This is a genomic window from Chryseobacterium sp. MMS23-Vi53 (genome assembly GCF_047651245.1).
Taxonomy (GTDB): Bacteria; Bacteroidota; Bacteroidia; order Flavobacteriales; family Weeksellaceae; genus Chryseobacterium.
In genome coordinates this window covers 2,663,008-2,682,817 of record NZ_CP180265.1, presented here as the reverse complement: position 1 = coordinate 2,682,817, position 19,810 = coordinate 2,663,008, and the positions used below count along the sequence as shown (strand labels likewise).

Annotated in this window: 21 protein-coding genes; 14 read left to right on the top strand and 7 right to left on the bottom strand. The window is 34.9% G+C overall.

All coding sequences use genetic code 11. The features are described from left to right. Positions 1-12 precede the first annotated feature (12 nt). Entirely contained in the window at positions 13-2,601 is a 2,589-nt protein-coding gene (gene mutS, locus ACKX2A_RS11965; RefSeq protein WP_415324882.1) for a DNA mismatch repair protein MutS, read from the bottom strand. Positions 2,602-2,766: 165 nt separating this feature from the next. Beyond that, on the bottom strand, positions 2,767-3,636 hold the full coding sequence (locus ACKX2A_RS11960) for a cupin-like domain-containing protein (protein ID WP_415324880.1): 870 nt from the start codon (positions 3,634-3,636) through the stop codon (positions 2,767-2,769). 308 nt (positions 3,637-3,944) lie between these two features. Between ACKX2A_RS11960 and ACKX2A_RS11955 the strand changes: the two genes are divergently transcribed. Next, positions 3,945-4,823, top strand: a complete 879-nt coding sequence (locus ACKX2A_RS11955) for a bestrophin family protein (RefSeq protein WP_415324878.1) — start codon at positions 3,945-3,947, stop codon at positions 4,821-4,823. A 10-nt stretch (positions 4,824-4,833) separates the two neighbouring features. Here the strand turns inward: ACKX2A_RS11955 and ACKX2A_RS11950 are convergent, their stop codons facing one another. Next, on the bottom strand, positions 4,834-5,433 hold the full coding sequence (locus tag ACKX2A_RS11950; protein WP_415324876.1) for a hypothetical protein: 600 nt from the start codon (positions 5,431-5,433) through the stop codon (positions 4,834-4,836). A 220-nt stretch (positions 5,434-5,653) separates the two neighbouring features. On the opposite strand from ACKX2A_RS11950, the gene ACKX2A_RS11945 reads away from it, so the two are divergent. The 10 genes from ACKX2A_RS11945 (at position 5,654) to ACKX2A_RS11900 (ending at position 13,647) form a co-directional block, all read left to right on the top strand. Then, positions 5,654-6,274 (top strand): toxin-antitoxin system YwqK family antitoxin, encoded by a 621-nt coding sequence (locus ACKX2A_RS11945; protein WP_415324875.1) that lies wholly within the window; start codon positions 5,654-5,656, stop codon positions 6,272-6,274. 4 nt (positions 6,275-6,278) lie between these two features. Continuing rightward, complete coding sequence (locus ACKX2A_RS11940) at positions 6,279-6,809, top strand: RNA methyltransferase (RefSeq protein WP_415324873.1); 531 nt, start codon at positions 6,279-6,281, stop codon at positions 6,807-6,809. Positions 6,810-7,069: 260 nt separating this feature from the next. Next, the gene (locus tag ACKX2A_RS11935) at positions 7,070-7,645 is read left to right on the top strand and encodes a CBS domain-containing protein (protein WP_415324871.1); all 576 of its coding nucleotides are present in this window, start codon (positions 7,070-7,072) and stop codon (positions 7,643-7,645) included. A 6-nt stretch (positions 7,646-7,651) separates the two neighbouring features. Continuing rightward, positions 7,652-8,518 (top strand): NAD kinase, encoded by an 867-nt coding sequence (locus tag ACKX2A_RS11930; RefSeq protein ID WP_415324869.1) that lies wholly within the window; start codon positions 7,652-7,654, stop codon positions 8,516-8,518. A 71-nt stretch (positions 8,519-8,589) separates the two neighbouring features. After that, a complete protein-coding gene (gene fbaA / locus ACKX2A_RS11925) occupies positions 8,590-9,660 on the top strand; it encodes a class II fructose-bisphosphate aldolase (protein ID WP_415324867.1) in 1,071 nt (356 codons plus the stop codon). A gap of 87 nt (positions 9,661-9,747) precedes the next feature. Beyond that, the gene (gene accD / locus ACKX2A_RS11920; RefSeq protein WP_415324865.1) at positions 9,748-10,602 is read left to right on the top strand and encodes an acetyl-CoA carboxylase, carboxyltransferase subunit beta; all 855 of its coding nucleotides are present in this window, start codon (positions 9,748-9,750) and stop codon (positions 10,600-10,602) included. A gap of 54 nt (positions 10,603-10,656) precedes the next feature. Continuing rightward, positions 10,657-11,169, top strand: a complete 513-nt coding sequence (locus tag ACKX2A_RS11915) for a DUF6973 domain-containing protein (protein ID WP_415324864.1) — start codon at positions 10,657-10,659, stop codon at positions 11,167-11,169. A 228-nt stretch (positions 11,170-11,397) separates the two neighbouring features. Next, positions 11,398-12,801, top strand: coding sequence for a nucleoside recognition domain-containing protein (locus tag ACKX2A_RS11910; RefSeq protein ID WP_415324862.1), 1,404 nt, complete (start codon positions 11,398-11,400; stop codon positions 12,799-12,801). Between the two features lie 51 nt (positions 12,802-12,852). Further along, positions 12,853-13,218 (top strand): four helix bundle protein, encoded by a 366-nt coding sequence (locus tag ACKX2A_RS11905; RefSeq protein WP_415324861.1) that lies wholly within the window; start codon positions 12,853-12,855, stop codon positions 13,216-13,218. 36 nt (positions 13,219-13,254) lie between these two features. Next, positions 13,255-13,647: a hypothetical protein gene (locus tag ACKX2A_RS11900; protein ID WP_415324859.1), complete on the top strand. Its 393-nt coding sequence runs from the start codon at positions 13,255-13,257 to the stop codon at positions 13,645-13,647. Between the two features lie 14 nt (positions 13,648-13,661). Here the strand turns inward: ACKX2A_RS11900 and ACKX2A_RS11895 are convergent, their stop codons facing one another. The 4 genes from ACKX2A_RS11895 to ACKX2A_RS11880 all read right to left on the bottom strand — a co-directional run bounded on the left by ACKX2A_RS11895 (position 13,662) and on the right by ACKX2A_RS11880 (position 16,332). Beyond that, positions 13,662-14,546: a ferric siderophore ABC transporter substrate-binding protein gene (locus tag ACKX2A_RS11895; protein ID WP_415324858.1), complete on the bottom strand. Its 885-nt coding sequence runs from the start codon at positions 14,544-14,546 to the stop codon at positions 13,662-13,664. A gap of 34 nt (positions 14,547-14,580) precedes the next feature. Then, positions 14,581-14,979 carry an ExbD/TolR family protein gene (locus ACKX2A_RS11890; protein WP_415324857.1) on the bottom strand — a complete coding sequence of 133 codons (399 nt, stop codon included), beginning with the start codon at positions 14,977-14,979 and terminating at the stop codon, positions 14,581-14,583. A 9-nt stretch (positions 14,980-14,988) separates the two neighbouring features. Next, a complete protein-coding gene (locus tag ACKX2A_RS11885) occupies positions 14,989-15,693 on the bottom strand; it encodes a MotA/TolQ/ExbB proton channel family protein (protein WP_415324855.1) in 705 nt (234 codons plus the stop codon). A 177-nt stretch (positions 15,694-15,870) separates the two neighbouring features. After that, positions 15,871-16,332 carry a hypothetical protein gene (locus ACKX2A_RS11880; RefSeq protein ID WP_415324854.1) on the bottom strand — a complete coding sequence of 154 codons (462 nt, stop codon included), beginning with the start codon at positions 16,330-16,332 and terminating at the stop codon, positions 15,871-15,873. 175 nt (positions 16,333-16,507) lie between these two features. Between ACKX2A_RS11880 and ACKX2A_RS11875 the strand changes: the two genes are divergently transcribed. The 3 genes from ACKX2A_RS11875 (at position 16,508) to ACKX2A_RS11865 (ending at position 19,805) form a co-directional block, all read left to right on the top strand. Beyond that, on the top strand, positions 16,508-18,304 hold the full coding sequence (locus tag ACKX2A_RS11875) for a DUF885 domain-containing protein (RefSeq protein WP_415324852.1): 1,797 nt from the start codon (positions 16,508-16,510) through the stop codon (positions 18,302-18,304). Positions 18,305-18,465: 161 nt separating this feature from the next. After that, entirely contained in the window at positions 18,466-18,855 is a 390-nt protein-coding gene (locus ACKX2A_RS11870) for a DUF1398 domain-containing protein (RefSeq protein ID WP_415324850.1), read from the top strand. A 65-nt stretch (positions 18,856-18,920) separates the two neighbouring features. Continuing rightward, positions 18,921-19,805, top strand: coding sequence for a hypothetical protein (locus tag ACKX2A_RS11865; RefSeq protein WP_415324848.1), 885 nt, complete (start codon positions 18,921-18,923; stop codon positions 19,803-19,805). Positions 19,806-19,810 lie beyond the last annotated feature (5 nt).

Here is a 19,810-nt window from a genome sequence, read left to right as displayed (position 1 = left end):
ACACTCTCAAACTTATTTACCAATCATTTTCTTTATCGCATTCAGCTTCATTAAAGCCTCAATCGGTGTCAAAGTATTAATATCTATTTTCGTCAGTTCCTCACGGATATTCTCCAGAACAGGATCATCCAACTGAAAGAAAGACAACTGCATATTTTCTTCTGTTACTCTTTTAATTTCGGAAGAGCCACCACTTTGAGAACGGCTTGCTTCCAGCGTTTTTAAAATTTCATTAGCCCTGTTAACAACTTTCGATGGCATTCCCGCTAATTTTGCCACATGAATACCGAAACTATGCTCACTTCCACCCGAAACCAACTTTCTCAAGAAAATAATATTCCCCTTATTCTCCTGAATGGAAACGTGAAAGTTTTTCACACGTTCGAAATTCACTGTCATTTCATTGAGTTCATGATAATGCGTTGCAAATAAAGTCTTTGCCTGAGTCGGATGCTGATGAAGATATTCTGCAATTGCCCACGCAATAGAAACCCCGTCGTAAGTAGAAGTTCCACGACCGATTTCGTCTAAAAGAATTAAACTTCTCTCGGAAATATTATTTAAAATATTCGCCGCTTCATTCATTTCAACCATAAAAGTTGATTCACCGGCGGAAATATTATCCGTTGCTCCTACCCTTGTAAAAATTTTATCTAAAACTCCGATCTCAGCATATTTTGCCGGTACAAAACTTCCGATTTGTGCTAAAAGACAAACAATGGCAGTCTGACGAAGGATCGCCGATTTACCCGCCATGTTCGGTCCGGTAACCATAATAATCTGCTGAGAATCTTTATCTAAGAAAATATCGTTCGGGATATATTTTTCGCCTAAAGGAAGCGCATTTTCAATGATCGGGTGTCGTGCTTCTTTTAAATCAACAGCGAAACCATCATTCAGAACCGGCTTTGTATAGCTCTCAGAAACAGCAAGTTCCGACAAACCGACTGCCACATCCAACTGTGCAATAATTTTGGAATTTTCCTGAATCTGGTCGATATAAATCATTGTTTCAGAACAAACATTTCGGTAGAGTTCGTTTTCTAAAACTCCAATTTTTTCTTCTGCTCCAAGAATCTGATTTTCATATTCTTTCAGCTCTTCTGTGATGTAACGTTCGGCATTTACCAACGTCTGTTTTCTCAACCAATCACTTGGAACTTTATCTTTATGTGTATTTCGAACTTCAATATAATATCCGAAAACATTATTAAAATCAATTTTAAGACTTGTAATTCCTGTTCTTTCAATCTCTCTTTGGCACATTTCGTCCAAGAAACCACGACCTTTAGATTGAAGTCCTCTCAATCGGTCTAGTTCTTCGGAAATTCCTTCTTTAATAACATTTCCTTTTGCTAAATTCACAGGAAGCTCGTCATTTAAATGATTTTGAAGACATTTTATCAATTCATCTTGGTCATACAGAGGTTCAAGCCAAGCCAACACATCAGCATAAGGATGAAGCAATGCTTTGATTTGATGAATATTAATTAAACTCTGACGAAGATATCCCAATTCTTTCGGTGAAATTTTCTCTGCAGCCAATTTTCCCATCAATCGATCCAAATCTGATATCGATTTTAATAATTGGGAAATATCATATTTAAGATGATCATTTTCGTTTAAAAAATCAATTAAAGAAAGCCTTCTGTTGATTTCTTCGACTGATTTTAAAGGTAAAATAATTCTTCTTCTCAACAATCTTCCTCCCATCGGAGTTGAAGTTTTATCGATAATATCTAAAAGAGATTTTCCCTGTGGATTGCTTGGATAAACGATTTCAAGATTTCTCAATGTGAAATTATCCATCATTAGAAAATCCTCCTGTGGAATCACCTGAATTTTTGTGATGTGAGACAGTAAATTGTGATGTGTATCTTCAACTAAATAAGCAAAAATCGCTCCTGCTGCCGTAATGGCCAATGGCTGATTTTCAACACCAAAACCTTTTAATGAATTGGTTTTAAAATGACTGGTCAGTTTCTCGTAAGCGAAATTATATTGATAAGCCCAGTCTTCAAGCTTGAAAGCATTTTTATTTTTAATCTGTTCCGGAATCTGAACACTTCTCTGATAAATAATCTCACTCGGATCAAAAGTATTGACGATATGCAGTAGTTTTTCTAAATTCCCTTCACTCACCAAGAATTCTCCCGTCGAAATATCCACCAAAGCAATCCCGAATTTCTCTTTTTCCTTATGAAGAGATAACAGGAAGTTATTCTTTTTTGAGTTTAAAACCTGGTCGTTGAATGTAACTCCGGGTGTTACCAGTTCTGTAACTCCTCTTTTTACAATTCCTTTGACCGTTTTTGGGTCTTCCAACTGGTCGCAAATGGCAACTCTCATTCCTGCTCTTACCAATTTTGGCAGGTAAGAATCTACGGAATGATGCGGAAATCCAGCCAGTTCGATGTGCCCTTCACCGTTGGCTCTTTTCGTTAAAACGATTCCTAAGATTTGAGAAGTTCTAACCGCATCCTGCCCGAAAGTTTCGTAAAAATCCCCCACTCTGAATAGTAAAAGCGCATCAGGATATTTCGCCTTGATGGTATTGTACTGAATCATTAACGGGGTTTCTTTCTTCGCTGCCTTTGCCATTAAAATCGTTCTTAAAAATTAGGTCGGTAAAAGTATGAAATAAAATAGTAGAAGTAAAGTTTTTGAAAAACTACATTTATGGTTTCTCTCAGATTTCACAGATTTACACAGATAATTATGCAGAATTAAAGCATAAATATCTGTGTTAATCTGTGGGAAATAAAATTATATGGCTTTTTTAGCTAGAGCTTTTGAGCTTTTTTCGTAAGCCCATTTCTGCTTATAATTCACCCACTTAGCTTTAAAAATCTTCCGCATTAATTTATCTGTATATCTCATAATGAAAACATGATACAGCATATTAGCAAAAACATTTGGTTTATTCGGAAGCGCACGAAGCGACATTGAAAATCCTGGTTCTAAATATCTGTTGAAATGCCAAAAAGCTCCCGGAATAAAAAGCGCATCACCATGTTCCATGAAAATTTCAAAACCTTTAGCATGTTTTAAAGCCGGAAATTTCTCATAATCCGGATTTTCGTAATTTACCTCGTAAATGGTATGAACCGATAGCGGAACTTTATACAAAAAAGCAGATTGCTTTTGATCAAACAATAAAATTCTCTTTTTCCCTTCAAAATGAATATGAAGAAAGTCTCCCAAATCCACATCGTAATGCATCAAAACATGGGCTTCGCTTCCCCCGAAAAATAAGGTCGGCAGCCGCTTGAAAAATTTCATTCCTAAATCCGGATAAGTAAAATTCTTTAACAGTTCCGGAAGACGATCGGTAATGATGTAAAAGAAAATTCGGAGATCAGAAGGGTTGCTTTTTATCGTGTCAATATAGTCCTTCATTTTCATTTTTGTGACTGGTGCATCTGTACTTTTGTTGGCATCTGCAGGTTTATTATCGTATAACGGAACTTCCTGTTCACCAGCCTTTTCGCGAATAAAATCGAAGTTCCATTTATCGAAAGCGTCCCATCGGCTCGCGAAATTTTTAATCAAAAGAGGTTTATGCTTTTTGAAATAATTTTTCTGAAAATCTTCTTTACTGATATCAGTGACAACATCTACGTTTTCGAGGATCATTTTGATTTGGTATTTAAAATGAGAGCTAAAAATAGTGTTTTTTTGAATTTTGGGGAAATTTTGAGGGTAAATTTATCTTTCCCTGATTTTATATAATGTCATTCAGAACGAAGCAAAAGCGAAGTGAAGAATCTATTTTTAACACTATGTTCGCAAGCATTTATCTTAAATTTTTCGTGTATATTTTCCGATCACAAAGGCACTTCGTTCAGCAAATGATAGCAATAGCGTATAGTTTTAGACAAAATTTTAAGATTTAGTAAAGTCCTGTAAAACGAAAATTTTATATTTGTAAGACAACCTTGTTTATGAGAGCCTACAACACCAAACATTTCCTGAAAATTCTTTTTAGTTTACATAAAAGTGACACGCTAAAAATCCTTTTTCCGAGCATGATTTTGGTGGGATTGTACTCTTGGGGAATTCAGTATTTGGAAGTCGAATACCTGCATCTTACCTCAAAATCTGGAGTGAGCAATGTTGGTTTGATACATTCTTTATTAGGTTTTGTGCTTTCTTTGCTATTGGTTTTCAGGACGAATACCGCTTATGATAGATGGTGGGAAGGCAGAAAACTTTGGGGAAAGTTGGTGAATGACACACGAAATTTTGCCATAAAGATTAGTAATATTTTGGATGATGACAGACAAAGTATTGAACAAATTGCCCGGTTTTTGAAATTTTATCCACATTTTTTAGCAAAACATCTTTCTCAGGAATCGACAAGATTGGCTTTGGACGAAGATTATTCTGAAATTGAAAAATCTTTGAAAAATCACGGTCCGAGTGAATTGGTTATTCTTTTAACGCATAAATTAAATCAATTAAAAAAAGAGGGAAAAATTTCAGAGATCGAAATGCTGTATTTGGACACTCAACTTTCAGGTTTTCTGGAGGTTTGCGGAGGATGTGAAAGAATTAAAAACACCCCAATCCCCTATTCTTATTCTTCTTTCATCAAGAAATTTATCATTTTGTATGTTTTTGCTTTGCCAATTGCTTATGTCGTCAATATTGGTTTTTTTATCATTCCGTTAACGGTTTTTGTGTATTATGTTTTGATGAGTTTGGAATTGATTGCCGAAGAAATCGAAGATCCTTTTAACAACGACGAAAACGATATTCCGATGGAAACTATTGCCCAAAATATTGAGAAAAATGTTCATCAAATTATGCTAAAAAAATAAAATCAACCTCTTAGAGATTGATTTCTTTTAATTCGCCGTCTTGTTTTATTTCAACAAATTTACTTTCTCGATTTCCTGCGTTATAGCCATAGAAAAACGTTTGATAAATTGGAGTAGAATACAAATATCCACCGTAAGCGTTGTAAGCATCGGATTGTCCGGTTTGTTGCTGGTAACTTGCCGTTGCTGTGAAATTAACGATCGTTTCTAAATAATATTTTCCCGGTTTTAATTTTTCAAATTTAAATCTTCCGCGATCATCTGTTAAAGCTTCAATTCTGTATTTGAAAGCTTCTTCGGACATATAAACCGTAGTTTTTTTGTTTTCATACTTTTTTCTCATGCTGTAAAACTCTTCAAAATAAGGTGTTACCGGAAAAAGCATTACGACAGTTCCTTTTTTAGCATAATGTTTTTCTGCTAATAAAGGCTTGATTCCCCAATTGTTTTTCTGTTTGGTTGAAGCCACACCTTCGATCGTAGAATTTCCAAAACCGATCATATTTTGCGCCAGTTTTTTATCGAAAAAAGCTTGTGGGTAGTATGTATTTTGTGCCTTGGTAAAAGTAAAAGCTGATACCATGGTCATTAAAACGAGTGCATTTTTCATAGCTCATATTTTAGCCAAATATAGGTATTTTATAAAAGAGAATAAATACCCATATTTGGGGAGTAAAATGTTAAAATTTTATTACATAAACAATTATTAACGAAAAATAATTAATGTATTATGAGTTTTAAGCCTTTGTTTATCTAAAATAAACAAAACTTTTGCATTTAAACAATTAGATCAATTCAACAAATATTAATTTTAAACTAAAAAATCAATTATGAAATATTCACTTTTATTGGCTGTTTTTTCTTTTTCGGTGATGACAGCTCAGAAACCATGTGGATTTAAAGACGGATTACAGGAAGGATCTTGCAAACAATTTTTTGATAACGGACAAGTAAAAGAAATTGCCGAATGGAAAAAAGGAAAGCTGGAAGGCGACGCGATTTTTTACTACGACAACGGAAAAGTTCAGGCAAAGGGGGAATACAAAAAGGATTATAAAGTAAAAGAATGGCAATATTTTGATAAAAACGGAGTTTTAACCTCAAAAGAAATATTCAGAAATGGCGAGAAAAATATTTATGATAACAGCTTAACTGCAACTTTTTATAATTCTTCGGGAGTAATAACAGAGATTTCAAATTTTAAATTTGGTAAATTGCAGGGCGAAAGTAAACTTTTCTATGAAAACGGAAAATCTGTAAAGCAAATCGGTTTTTATGACAACGGAATTGCTACAGGAAAATGGAAAATGCTTTACCCATCAGGGAAAATCCAAAGGGAAACGGAATTCGTAAATGATAAATGGAACGGAACTAGAGTTCATTACCGCGAAGACGGAAGCATCGAGAAAACAGAAGTTTACAAAGACGGAAAATTAATCTCAACAAAATAAGAAATTGGTACACAAATTAAAGCTGGAAGAACTCAACAGAATAGATGTAGAAACTTTTAAATCTGTGGAAAAAATTCCTTTGGTGGTAGTTTTAGACAATATCAGAAGTATGCACAATGTGGGTGCAACTTTCAGAACGGCTGATGCATTTTTGGTTCAGAAAATCATTCTTTGCGGAATTACCCCGCAACCCCCTCACCGTGAAATTCACAAAGCGGCTTTGGGAGCGACAGAAAGCGTGGATTGGAGTCATGAAAGTGATATCAACGTTACCATTAATGATTTAAAATCTCAAGGTTTTGAGATGGTAGGAATCGAGCAAACGACAAACAGCCAAATGATTACAGATTTTACGATTGATAAATCTAAAAAATATGCTGTAATTTTAGGAAATGAAGTAGAAGGAATAAGTGATGAAGCGTTGCCAAACATCGATTCATTCATAGAAATTCCTCAATTGGGAACAAAGCATTCTTTGAATGTAAGCGTTTGTGGAGGAATTGTAATGTGGGAGTTTGCAAAGGCTTTAAAATAAAAAAACTGCATGTGCCTAATAGACAGTGCAGTTTGAAATAAATCTAATAAAAAGTAAAAATGAAAGGCGACAAAGATACTTTTTTTTTCGTCACAAACAAATTTTAAAATTGCTTTTTTTTAAATCTACAAAAAAAAGTAGGTGTTTCAGAAAAAGTTTCGTTTAATTTTTTATAAATTAGCACAATGTTTATCAAGGACTATATCTCAAAAGACTACCCGTGTTTTAGCCTGACTGACTCGATAGAATCAGCAAGGGACATGTTAGAAGCATTTGGATATTCTCATATATTCATCAAAAAGTCCCATCACTTTTACGGAGCGCTTGCTCAGGATTTTCTTTACGAAGAGGACGGAATTCTGAAAGATCTGGAACATCAGATTGAGCGTTTTGCTATTTTGGAGGATAACAATATTATGGATAGCATTCGTTTGTTTTATACATTCAATTCTAATGTGATTCCGGTTATCAACAAGGCAGAAAAGTATTTGGGATATATCAGCTGTGAAGATATTTTCCAGGATTTGTCGAAATATCCTTTGTTTTCGGAGTCGGGAGCCATTCTTACCGTGGAAGTTCCGACCAGAAGATATTCGATGACAGAAATTGCCAATATTGTGGAAAGTAATAATTCTAAATTTTATGGTGCTTTTATCAGTTTTATGTCCGACGAAGTAATTCAGGTGACAATAAAGATTGGCAATGAAAACCTAAGTTCTATTGATGAAACATTCGACCGATATGATTATAGAATTGTGCAGAAGTATTATTCTGATGAAAAATCAGATTTGTTTCAGGACAGATTCGGATTTTTCCAAAAATTCATAGAAATATAAAAACTAATGAAGGCAGCCATTTATTCTCAGAAAAAAGATCTTGATACTTTTTTATATTTAAGCAAATTTATTTCCGAACTGGAAAACAGAGGTGTAAAATCTGTTTTGTATGATGAGATGGCGGAAGCACTTCAGTTTTCAAAAATATTTGAAACGTTTAATAACAAACAGGATCTTCTGGATAAGGAAGTCGACCTTTTCTTCACTTTTGGCGGAGATGGAACGATTGTAAATTCTTTAACCTTTATTGAAGATCTTGAAATTCCGATTGTTGGTGTAAATACAGGAAGATTAGGATTTTTGGCAAGTTTCACCAAAGAAGAAGCCTTCAAAGAGCTCGATTCTATTTTAAAAGGAGACGTAAAAACAAGCCGTCGCTCTGTGATTCAAGTGGTTTCGCCTGAACTGGAAGATTTTTTCCCATATGCCTTAAATGATGTTACCGTTTCCAGAAAAGAAACAACATCGATGGTAACGGTGGATTCTTATATTAATGATGAATTTTTAAATGTTTTCTGGGGAGACGGTGTTATCGTTTCAACTCCGACGGGTTCTACAGCTTATTCTTTAAGTTGCGGCGGACCGATCATCTCTCCAAACAACGAAAATTTCGTCATCACACCTATTGCTCCTCACAACTTAAATGTAAGACCTTTGGTGGTGAACGATAGTGTTGAAATTAAATTTAAAGTAGAAAGCAGGGTTTCACAATATTCTCTATCGCTGGATTCACGACTGATACATATAGAAACAGATAAGGAAATCGTCATCCGAAAGGCAGATTTTCAGATTTTGCTGGTTCAGCCCAATGATTTGAGTTTCTATGAAACCATCCGCCAGAAGCTACTTTGGGGGAGAGACAAAAGAAATTAACGATATTCTAAAAATTATTACCTTTACAGGAATTTAAAAACACCCTAATAAATTTTATTAAAAAGCAAAACATGAGCAGAATTTTCCCGGCAGGAGTTGCCACAGGTCAATTAGTTACTGATATTTTTCAGCATGCTAAAGAAAACAAATATGCATTACCAGCAGTAAACGTAATTGGTTCTAGCAACGTAAATGCGGTTTTGGAAACTGCAGCAAAACTAAACTCACCTGTTATCATTCAGTTCTCAAATGGTGGAGCTGCTTACAACGCAGGAAAAGGATTAAGCAATGACGGACAAAAAGCTGCTATTTTGGGAGCAATTGCCGGAGCAAAACATATTCACACCTTGGCAGAAGCTTATGGAGCAACTGTAATTCTTCACACAGACCATGCTGCAAAGAAACTATTGCCTTGGATCGACGGTTTGATGGATGCTAACGAGGAGTTCTTCAAGCAAACAGGAAAATCTCTTTATTCTTCTCACATGCTGGATCTTTCTGAAGAATCTTTAGAAGAAAACTTAGAAATTTCTGCTAAATATTTCGAAAGAATGGCTAAAATCGGAATGACTCTCGAAGTAGAAATCGGAGTAACTGGTGGTGAAGAAGACGGTGTTGATAATTCAGATGTTGATAACTCTAAATTATATACTCAACCGGAAGATATCGCTTACACTTACGAAAAATTGAAGGCTGTTTCTGACAACTTTACAATTGCAGCAGCTTTCGGAAACGTACATGGAGTTTACAAGCCAGGAAACGTGGTTCTTACACCAAAAATTCTTGATAATTCTCAGAAATATGTTCAGGAGAAATTCGGAACAGCTGAAAAACCTATCAATTTCGTATTCCACGGTGGTTCTGGTTCTACTTTAGAAGAAATAAGAGAGGCGATCGATTACGGTGTAATTAAAATGAACATTGATACTGACCTTCAGTTTGCTTATACAGAAGGAATCAGAGATTATATGGTAAACAATATTGATTATTTGAAAACTCAAATCGGAAACCCTGAAGGTGAAGAAAAACCGAACAAGAAATTCTACGATCCTAGAGTTTGGGTAAGAAAAGGTGAAGAAACTTTCTCTAAGAGATTGGTTCAGGCTTTTGAAGATTTAAATAACGTAAATACGCTTAAATAAATTATAGATGATAATTGATGAATGATGGCTTATCTAAAAGTCTGTCATTTATCTTCTTTCATTTATTTATATTAATTATATTACAATATGGCATTCGAGTGGTTTAAAAGACAGGCAAAAAACATAACAACCTCTACTGATGAAAAAAAGGATGTTCCCAAAGGTCTTTGGCATCAGACTCCGTCAGGAAAAGTGGTAGAACACGATGAACTGAAAAGAAACAACTATGTTTCTCCTGAAGACGGATTTCATGTAAGAATAGGAAGTGCAGAATTTTTTGATATCCTTTTTGATGGTGGTAAATTCACAGAACTGGATGCTAATGTTGAAAGTATTGACATCCTGAACTTTAAGGATACTAAATCTTACACAGACCGTTTAAAAGAGGTAAAAGCGAAGACTAAACTTACAGATTCTATCAGAAATGCTGTAGGAACCGTAAAAGGAACTGAAATGGTGGTTTCTTGTATGGATTTTGCTTTCATTGGCGGATCTTTAGGTTCGGTAATGGGTGAAAAAATCAGAAGAGCAATTGATTATTGTATCGAGAAGAAACTTCCTTACATGATTATTTGCCAGTCTGGTGGTGCAAGAATGCAGGAGGCAACATATTCTTTGATGCAGTTGGCTAAAGTTCAGGCGAAATTGGCTCAGCTTTCAGAAGCGGGACTTTTATACATCGCTTATCTTTGTGATCCAACTTTCGGAGGAATTACGGCTTCTTTTGCAATGACAGCAGATATCATCATGGCAGAACCGGGCGCTTTAATCGGTTTCGCAGGACCAAGAGTTATCCGTGAGACCATCGGTAGAGATTTACCAGAAGGATTCCAGACTTCAGAATTCCTTCAGGAAAAAGGTTTCGTAGATTTCATCGTGAAAAGAACCGAAATTCAGGATACAGTAGCTAAAACAGTAAATTTATTGGCTGTAAAAGCTTAATAATTTGTAACAAAATACATCAATCTCTCTCTAATTCGGGAGAGATTTTTATTGATGAGAACTTTCAGAATATTTTTTAATACGATCCGAACATTAAGCTTTAAAAAGATTTGCCATCTTTTATCGCTGGTTCTTCCCCATCCTATTTTCTCATTACTGAGTTTTCATGCGACCATTCAGGCATACACCATTGCTCAGAAAAAATTTCCTAAAACGGCATCCAACAACGGCATCGGAAACGCTTTCAGACACGCATTGTGGTGCTGTTTTATCACGATGTACTGTTCTAAAGTTTCTTCTCCTGAAAAAGCACTGGATTTCTGTAAAAGAATCACCGATATGCACGAAGAATTGTTTCCCAACAAACCTTTAGAAACCAAAATGGATCTTCATAATAATAAATTCGGGATGGATTATTATAGAGAGCTATTACCTGGAATTCACCGTCAGTTTTTCGAAAAAAGTTTTTTTATCGATGGTCTGGAAAAGAAAATGAAAGATGCAAAAGTTCTGAAAAGTGTGGATGATGATTTTGATGGCTTTTTGGTTTATCTTGATGAAAAGTAATAGTTTTATTTAAATTTCAATTATTTTCAACGTTTTCACTGCTCATTCCGAGTGATGTGAAGAATCTATTATTACAAATATAAGTTTTGGCTAAAGCCAATTCTCATGTTTACGAATCTTAAAACGGGCTAAAGCCCGTTCCTATCGATGGAAAAATCCTTAAAAACCTTCCCTTTTTTTGTAATCTGAACTTTTTTTGATAAGTTTAAACAATTATAATTTAATCAAATGGTTCTCAGCAGAATTTGGTCGGCATTTATTATTGTTGCCATCGCTATTGCAAGTATAAAATACATTTCATCAAGCCATTACAAAACCATTTTCAACGATATGGTGGTAGGAAAAGGCGGCGATACAGTACAGATTGCAACACAAAAAATGAATACACTCGCTCCGGTCGTGCGGGACAGTTTGACGAAAAAGTCCGATTTTGCAGACAGCAGAATACATTACAAAACAGATTCTTTAAAACAAGATGTGAAAATATACCGCGTTCAGGAAGCGGACGGAGTGATTGGAACTTCGGAAACAGCTGTAAAAATCTGCCTTGGTTTAATTGGAATTATGACCTTATTCATGGGCTTCATGAGTATTGCAGAAAAAGCAGGCGGAATCAATCTTCTGAGCCGATTAATACAACCTTTTTTCTCAAAATTATTTCCTGATATTCCGAAAAACCATCCTGCTTTTGGACATATGCTGATGAATTTCAGCGCCAATCTTTTAGGTTTAGACAATGCAGCAACACCTTTCGGTTTAAAAGCCATGGAAAGTCTTCAAACTTTAAATCCAAATAAAGAAACGGCAAGTAATTCGCAAATTATGTTCCTTTGTCTTCACGCAGGAGGAATGACTTTGATCCCTGTTTCAATTATTGCGATTCGCGCTTCGATGGGTTCAAAAACACCGACGGATATTTTTCTTCCGTGTATGATTGCGACTTTTGCAGCGACTTTAGCGGCAATGATTATCGTATCTCTATATCAGAAAATCAATTTATTAAGACCTATCGTAATTGCTTACGTTGGTGGAATTTCGGCTGTTATTGCTTTGTTAGTTTTGTATTTGACTCAATTGAGCAAAGATGAGCTTGATGATTTCAGCAAAGTTTTAAGTAACGGATTGATTCTTTTTATATTTTTAGCAATCGTTTTGGGCGCTGTTTACAAAAAAATCAATGTTTTTGATGCTTTTATTGAAGGGGCAAAAGAAGGTTTCACAACCTGCGTGAAAATTATTCCATATTTAGTCGGAATGTTGATCGCTATTTCTTTATTGAGAACTTCCGGAGTTTTTGACGTAATTATCGATGGGATGAAATGGGTAGCAAACGTTGCACAATTCGACCCTCGATTTGTAGATGGACTTCCAACCGCTTTAATCAAACCTTTATCCGGCTCCGGAGCCCGTGGAATGATGGTTGATACAATGTCGACTTTTGGAGCAGACAGTTTTCAGGGGAAATTGGCGGCAGTACTTCAGGGAAGCTCAGACACGACGTTTTATGTGATTGCGGTTTATTTTGGAGCGGTAGCCGTGAAGAATACGAGATACACGGTAATTGCCATGCTTTTGGCGGATTTGGTGGGTGTTATTACTTCGATTGCTTTGGCTTATTTGTTTTTTGCATAGAAGTTGCTAGTTGTTGGCTGCTAGTTAATTGTTATAACAGCAAAACACAATATGAGCTATACAAAACTTGACATTTACAACACTTCGTTCGAATTATTCATTGAAACTCATCGACTTACTTTTAATTTACCAAAATATGAAACTTATGAATTAGGAAGTCAATTGAGACGATCTGCAGATTCAATTGTTACAAATATTGTAGAAGGTTATGGAAGAAAAACTTACAAAGGTGAGTTTATTCGTTTTCTAATTTATTCACAAGGAAGTTGCGATGAAACCATTTGTCATTTATCAAAACTATCAAGGCTTTATCCTGAATTTAATTCAGACTTTGAAAATAAAGCGCAACAATACAAACTTTTAGGAGGAAAAATAAATAACTTTATAAAATATGTTCAACTCAACTGGCGCACATAGACAAGCAACCAGAAACGAACAACAAGCAACAAGAATATGATCACAGATAAAGAATTCACATTAAGACTAATACGTCAATTAACTCAAGCATTAGAAAAACTGATTTTAGATAAACCGGAAGAAAGTTTAATGCAAAAAGAACTGGATTTTGAATCTTTAATGAAAGATATTTTTAAATTTGACTTCACGACTCTTTCATCTAAATCGAAAGAAGAAATCATCGAAGTCGTTAACGAAAGACAGGAAAGAGACCACAAAGATTATTATGAAATGTTGGGAAATCTTTTCTACTTCAACGGAAAAGCAACTCAAAACAATGAATTTTTAGATAAAGCAAAAACGTTCTACGAATTGTATCTTCAAACCAGTGGAATATTTGCGCTACCCGTTATCAACAGAATTTCAGAAATAAAAAAAGCACTTGAATAAAGTGCTTTTGTATTTTAGAATGTAATTTTATACGTTCCGGTGGAAGATGTGTTTGCTTTTTCAGCTTTCACATATTTCTTCACCCAGGCAACCGCATTCGAGCTTATACAAGGATCTGAAGTTCCGCCCGATCTTCTGGCAGAAACTACGTTTCCGGCTTTATCTACTGTGTAAGCAACTGTAATTGTTCCACTTGCAGTACAGCTGTTTGCAGGTTGTGCACCTCCTCTTCCCATCGTTCCCGGAATAAATCCTACCAATTTTCTATCGATTCCGACTTTACTGTCTCCGTTTCCGTCACCACCTAAAGGATCTCCTGCATTTCCAATTCCATTACCATCTCCTTGACTTCCCGCTTTCGTTCCTCTTCCTTTTATTAAATTTCCAATTGCGGCTGTTCCTTTTCCATCTCCATTCCCGGTTTTAGAATTGGCAGTTGTTGCGCCTGATTTTTTAGTATTTTTTGAGGCAGAAGTACTTGTTGCTGTTGCTTTATCCGATTTTTTGGATTCTTCTTTTTTAGGAACTGTAACTTTAGAATTATTTCCTGTGATTATTTTTTCCTTTGCTTCTGATTTTTTTGTTTCAGGTTGTGGCTCAGGCTTTACAATTGTTTTCGTCTCAGGAACAGGTGTTTCTACAGGTTCAGGAGTTACTTCTTCTGTTGCTGCAGCCAGGCTTCCAGGTTGATCTGCAGGTTCTTCAACTCCGTTTCCGTTTCTGTTGTCCCCAAAATTCACCAGCATGGTTGTTACAATTTCGGGTTGCTCATCAAGCTCGGGTTTTAGTTTATATAAAAAAACAAACAACAGGATCGCAGACCAAATCAGGATCGAAAGCAATGCGCTTTTCAACCTGTCTTTGTTTTGTTCGTCTTTATTGATAATCTGGCTTCTCATTTTAAAATGATCCTTTCCGAAATTTTCGGGTTTGTTATTTATCTTTAACCGTTGCAATGGCAATATTAAATTTATGTTTTTCAGCAATTTCCATTACAAAAACAACATCTTTATGCATTGTATTTTCGTCGGCTCTTATTGTGAAAGATTTGTTTGTCTGGCTTGTTAATTTGCTCACAATATCCGCTTCAAGCTGATCTCTTGTCACCGGAATATCATCTACAAAATAAGATCCGTCCGGTTTTATGCTTACCGTCAGAGGATTCGGAATATTATCTTCAACAGCCCCTGTTTTTGGCAACTTTACGTCAATTGCACTTTGGTTTGCCGCGGAAGAAGTTACCATAAAGAAGATCAGCATCAGCAAGATAACGTCTGTCATCGCTGCTAAACTGAATTCCGGATTCGCTTTATTTCTCCTTTGAATTTTCATAAGAAAAAATTATAAAGGTTTGTTGATAAGATCTAAAAATTCTCCCGACATATTTTGTGCCTTTAATACAAATTTATCAATTCTTGTTAATAATAAATTGTAGAAAAAGTTTGCCGGAATCGCCACCGCAAGACCTACCGCTGTCTGTCCCAACGCTGTATAAATACCCTCTGATAAAGTTTTTGGTGAGAAAGAACCGCTTGCGTGAGATAAATTAAAGAAAGCGATAATCATCCCGATAACCGTTCCCAAAAGTCCCAACATTGGAGCAATACTAGGAACCACCGCCAAAAGATTCAGATTTTTCTCCATATTGGCTACTTCTACCTGAGCTTGAGATTCCATTGCGCTTACAATGTCTGAAACAGGTCTTCCCAATCTTGAGATCCCTTTTTCTAAAATTCTTCCTTCCGGAGAGTTTTGTCTTTTACAATAGTCCAATGCGGATTCCATTTTACCTTCTTTAATGAAGTCTTCGATGTTATCCATAAAGTTAGAATCTGTCTTTGAGGTTAATCTTTTAATAAAGAAAAAACGTTCAAAAAACAGATAAACGGAAAACACACCAAGCAATAACACGGTAACCATCACTATTTTAGCGAAAGCTCCTCCGTGGAACATGATTTTCCAAAATGAGAATTCTAAATCGTCTGCCGCCACTGCAGGAGCAGCAACCTGGGCAAATAAAATCTGAGTAAGTTCCGTTAACAGCATTTAATGTGTATTTTTTATAAAGGTTTTAACGACAAAAATAGTGGAATATTATGAATTGAACTCTTAAAAATTGCTTAAAAACAACTTAAAATTTGTTATTTTCGTAAACAGCAAATTTCTTTCCAAAAAAGTATTTGAAAAGAAATTTGATATAAAGAATGAGAAAAAAGATGAAAATTAATCTTCGTCTATCTCAATTTCGTCCTGCTTGAATTCGCATTTCAGCTTAAAGGGAAGCGGAGTATCCGATCCGGTATAGAAATCATCAATGGTTCCCTCCCACATTACCTGCAGTTCCCCTTCTTCATTTTTCTCGAAGTGAAGCTTGTTATCATAAATGAATGCTTCTTCATCATCGAAAAGATCTACTTCTGTGTAGGTATCTTCCTCAGAATCATTGATGTTGATAATTTTTCCTTCGATATCACCTGAATCGATCGGAAAATCGAAAACTTCCATAGAAAGTTGTGGAAAGTTGTACTGCAAAGAATCATCGTCTACATGATCCAGACTGTCATCCGTAATGATTTCAACCTCTAAAAAGTGTTGTTGGTTGCTGTAAACCGCTTTACAATAAGTGTTTCTGATATTGTACTTTAGCGTTTCGTCCGGATGGTAAATTTTTAAAATCCCTTTCATTATTTCTTAAAAAAAGAACTGTAATAATATGATTGTTAAACGTTTTAAGCAAAGATAAAAAATAGATTGAATGTGAAAAATTTTTTGAAAATAATTTTTAAAAAATCCGCTTTAATTATTAATTCTGCATATTCCAATATTACTTATTTTTGTTTTCATAAAGAATTCTGAAAAAATGAAAAACATTATATCGAAAAGTATTCTGGGACTGGGCTTGGCTTTAAGCCTTATTTCATGCAAAAAATCCGATTCCCCACTTACGAAGGTTACGCCTTCCAATATCGATTCTATTGCTTCAAATTATTATGAGCAATATTTGAAATTATATCCTTTGGATGCGACTTCACAAGGTGATCTGAGGTACAACGATCAGCTTCCGATCAATATAGATAAAGATTTTATTTCGGGGGAAGTTGCTTTTTACAATTCCGTTCAGAACCAACTTGAAAATGTGGATTACAAAAGTCTTTCTGATGAAGACAAAGTGGTTTACGACGTACTGGATTTTACTTTAAAAGACAAGATTCAGGCGTATGCTTATCATCCTGAATATATTCCTTTCACGCAGTTTGGCGGACTTCCGCTGAATTTTCCTTTGTATGGAAGCGGAGAAGGCAGTCAGCCCTTTAAAACAGAAAAAGATTACAGCGATTGGCTAAAAAGAATGGAAAAATTCCCTGAGTGGATGAATGCTGCAACCGAGAATTTCCGCGAAGGAATCAACAATAAAATGGTTTTACCTAAAAAACTGATTGTCAAAATGATTCCACAGATGAGAGCTGAGGAAATTACAACAACAGATTTAGAAAAAAACATTTTCTACGGCCCTGTTAAAAAGTTTCCAAAAGACTTTACGAAAGAACAGAAAGATAAATTTACGGAACTTTACAGAGAAGCTATCACCAAAAAAATCATTCCGGCTTATATCAAAATGGGAGATTTTTTAGAAAAAGAATATCTGCCAAAAGGAAGAGATACAGATGGTTACAATAGCTTACCAAACGGTAAAGAAATTTATCAGTATTATGCAAAAAGCTGGACAACGACCAATAAATCTCCTGAAGAAATTAATAAAATCGGACTTCAACAGGTTGCCATGCTTCGTGCCGAAATGGAAAAAGTAAAGCAACAGGTTGGTTTCACAGGAACATTGGAAGAATTCATTAATTTCGTAAAAACAGATCCGAAAGCAATGCCTTACAAAACGTCAAAAGAAGTTTTGACCGCATTTAATGGTATTTTAACGAAAATTACTCCAAAGTTAAAAACAATGTTTTCCGTAACTCCAAAAACAGGATTTGAGATCAGACAAACAGAAAAGTTCAGAGAAGCAAGTGCGAGTGCTGAATACATTCAGGGAACTCCGGATGGAAAAAGACCGGGAATTTTCTATGTTCCCCTTCCTGATCCATCGAAATTCAATGTGACTTCCGGAATGGAATCTTTGTTTTTACATGAAGCCATTCCGGGGCACCATTATCAGGTTTCTTTGCAGCAGGAAAATACAAAACTTCCGAAATTTATGAGATTCGGTTGGTTTGGAGCTTATGGTGAAGGTTGGGCGCATTATTGCGAGACTTTAGGCCCTGAATTCGGTTTATACACAGATCCTTATCAGAAAATGGGATATTTAAGCGACCAAATGTTGAGAGCCGTAAGATTGGTTGTCGACACAGGACTGCACACCGGAAAAATGACAAGAGAAGAAGCAATCAAATATTTCTTAAGCAATATTTCTTACGACGAAGCCGGAGCAACTGCCGAAGTTGAGCGATATATGGCAATGCCTGGACAGGCTTTAGGGTATAAAATCGGTTCTTTGAGAATCCGTGAATTGAGAGAAAAATACCAGAAAGAGCTTGGAAATAAATTCAATTTGGCGAGTTTCCATGATGAAGTTTTGAGTCAGGGTTGTCTTCCTTTGGATGTTTTGAACAGAAAAATGGAGCTTTGGGCGAAGAAGCAGAAATAGTTTTCACCGCAAAAGATTCAAAAGATTTCTTTACTTAAGATCATTAAAAAGAAAGCATAAGCTTTTGAAAACTTTTAATTCACTTTAATTTAAATATTTAAAGAAATCTTTTGAATCTTTTGTGGTAAAATTTAAATTAATAAAAAATACAACGAAGAAAAATGTTTACAGTAGAACAAATTGAAAATGCTCACGATAAAGTAAAAACAGGAGCTGATTTTCCGAATTACATTCAGGAAATCAAGAATATGGGTGTGAAATCTTTTGAAACGTGGGTAAAGGACAGTCACACCGAATATTTTGGAGAAAATGACTTTAAAACAACTTCACAACCTCAATATGAAGATTTAACGATTGCTGATGATTCTGATAAAAAAAAGTTTGTACAACAATTAAAAAGTCATCAAAGAGGAGAAACAGATTACATGAAATTTTGCCAAGATTGCGCAGAAACAGGAATCGAAAAATGGATTGTTGATCTGGATAAATTCACTTGTACTTACTACGATAAGGCAGGAAACGAGATTTTGTTGGAGGAAATTCCGCATTAAAATATTAAAGTCGCAAATTAATTTTGTGGCTTTTTTGTTTAGCTTTACATTTTAATTTTATTTTGGTGAAAATACTTTATTTCGTATTATTTTTTTATCCTTTATTTAATTTTCAATCCCAAAAATTAAGTAGAATTGATTCATTAATATCGACAAAAGATCTTGAAAATTTTATTAGAAACGACGAAAATAAAATAAATTATTTTCTAACCGTAGATGATAAAATTAATTATGACCGGTATTGCAATGTTATTGCAGACAGCTTAAAATTAAAACAAACTTGGGGGAAAGCAGACTTTGACAATAACGGATTAACAGATGTCTTAGTAACAGGAACCGATTCTGAAGGAGCAAAAACGATTTATATTTTAGACAAAGGAGACCATTTTGAATCGAAAAATGTAAGTAAAGGTAAACTTTATGAGCAATGTGAGTTTTCTGCTGTAAAGAATAATAAAATAGAATATTACAGCGTAAAAGTCCTAGATAGATATGGAAGTTTGAGTAAACTAATCAAAGAAAATCTAATTTATAAAAATGGAGATTTTATTGAAGAAAATCCCAATCCCAAAAGACACAACATTCTAGAAATAGAATTTATAACAAGAGGATCTCATTGGGATCGTTCTACAACCAAAATAGAAATAATTTCAAATCGAGATATAACTTGGACTCTTGATGATGACGAATATCGCAAAACTTATTTTTCTCAACTCTCAAAAGAAAAATTTAAAGAAATTATTGACTTATTAAATTATATTGATTTTGAAAATCTTGCGGATGATTATAGTGTTGGCTACTCTGATGCAGGAACAACAACTTTAAAAATAACTTACGATAATTTAAAAGTAAAGACAATCAATGATTATGGTGGAATGGGAACAAGAGGATTACGAAAGCTTTATGATTCCCTTTTAGATTTAAAGAAAACTTCAAACAATAACAATTAGAAAAA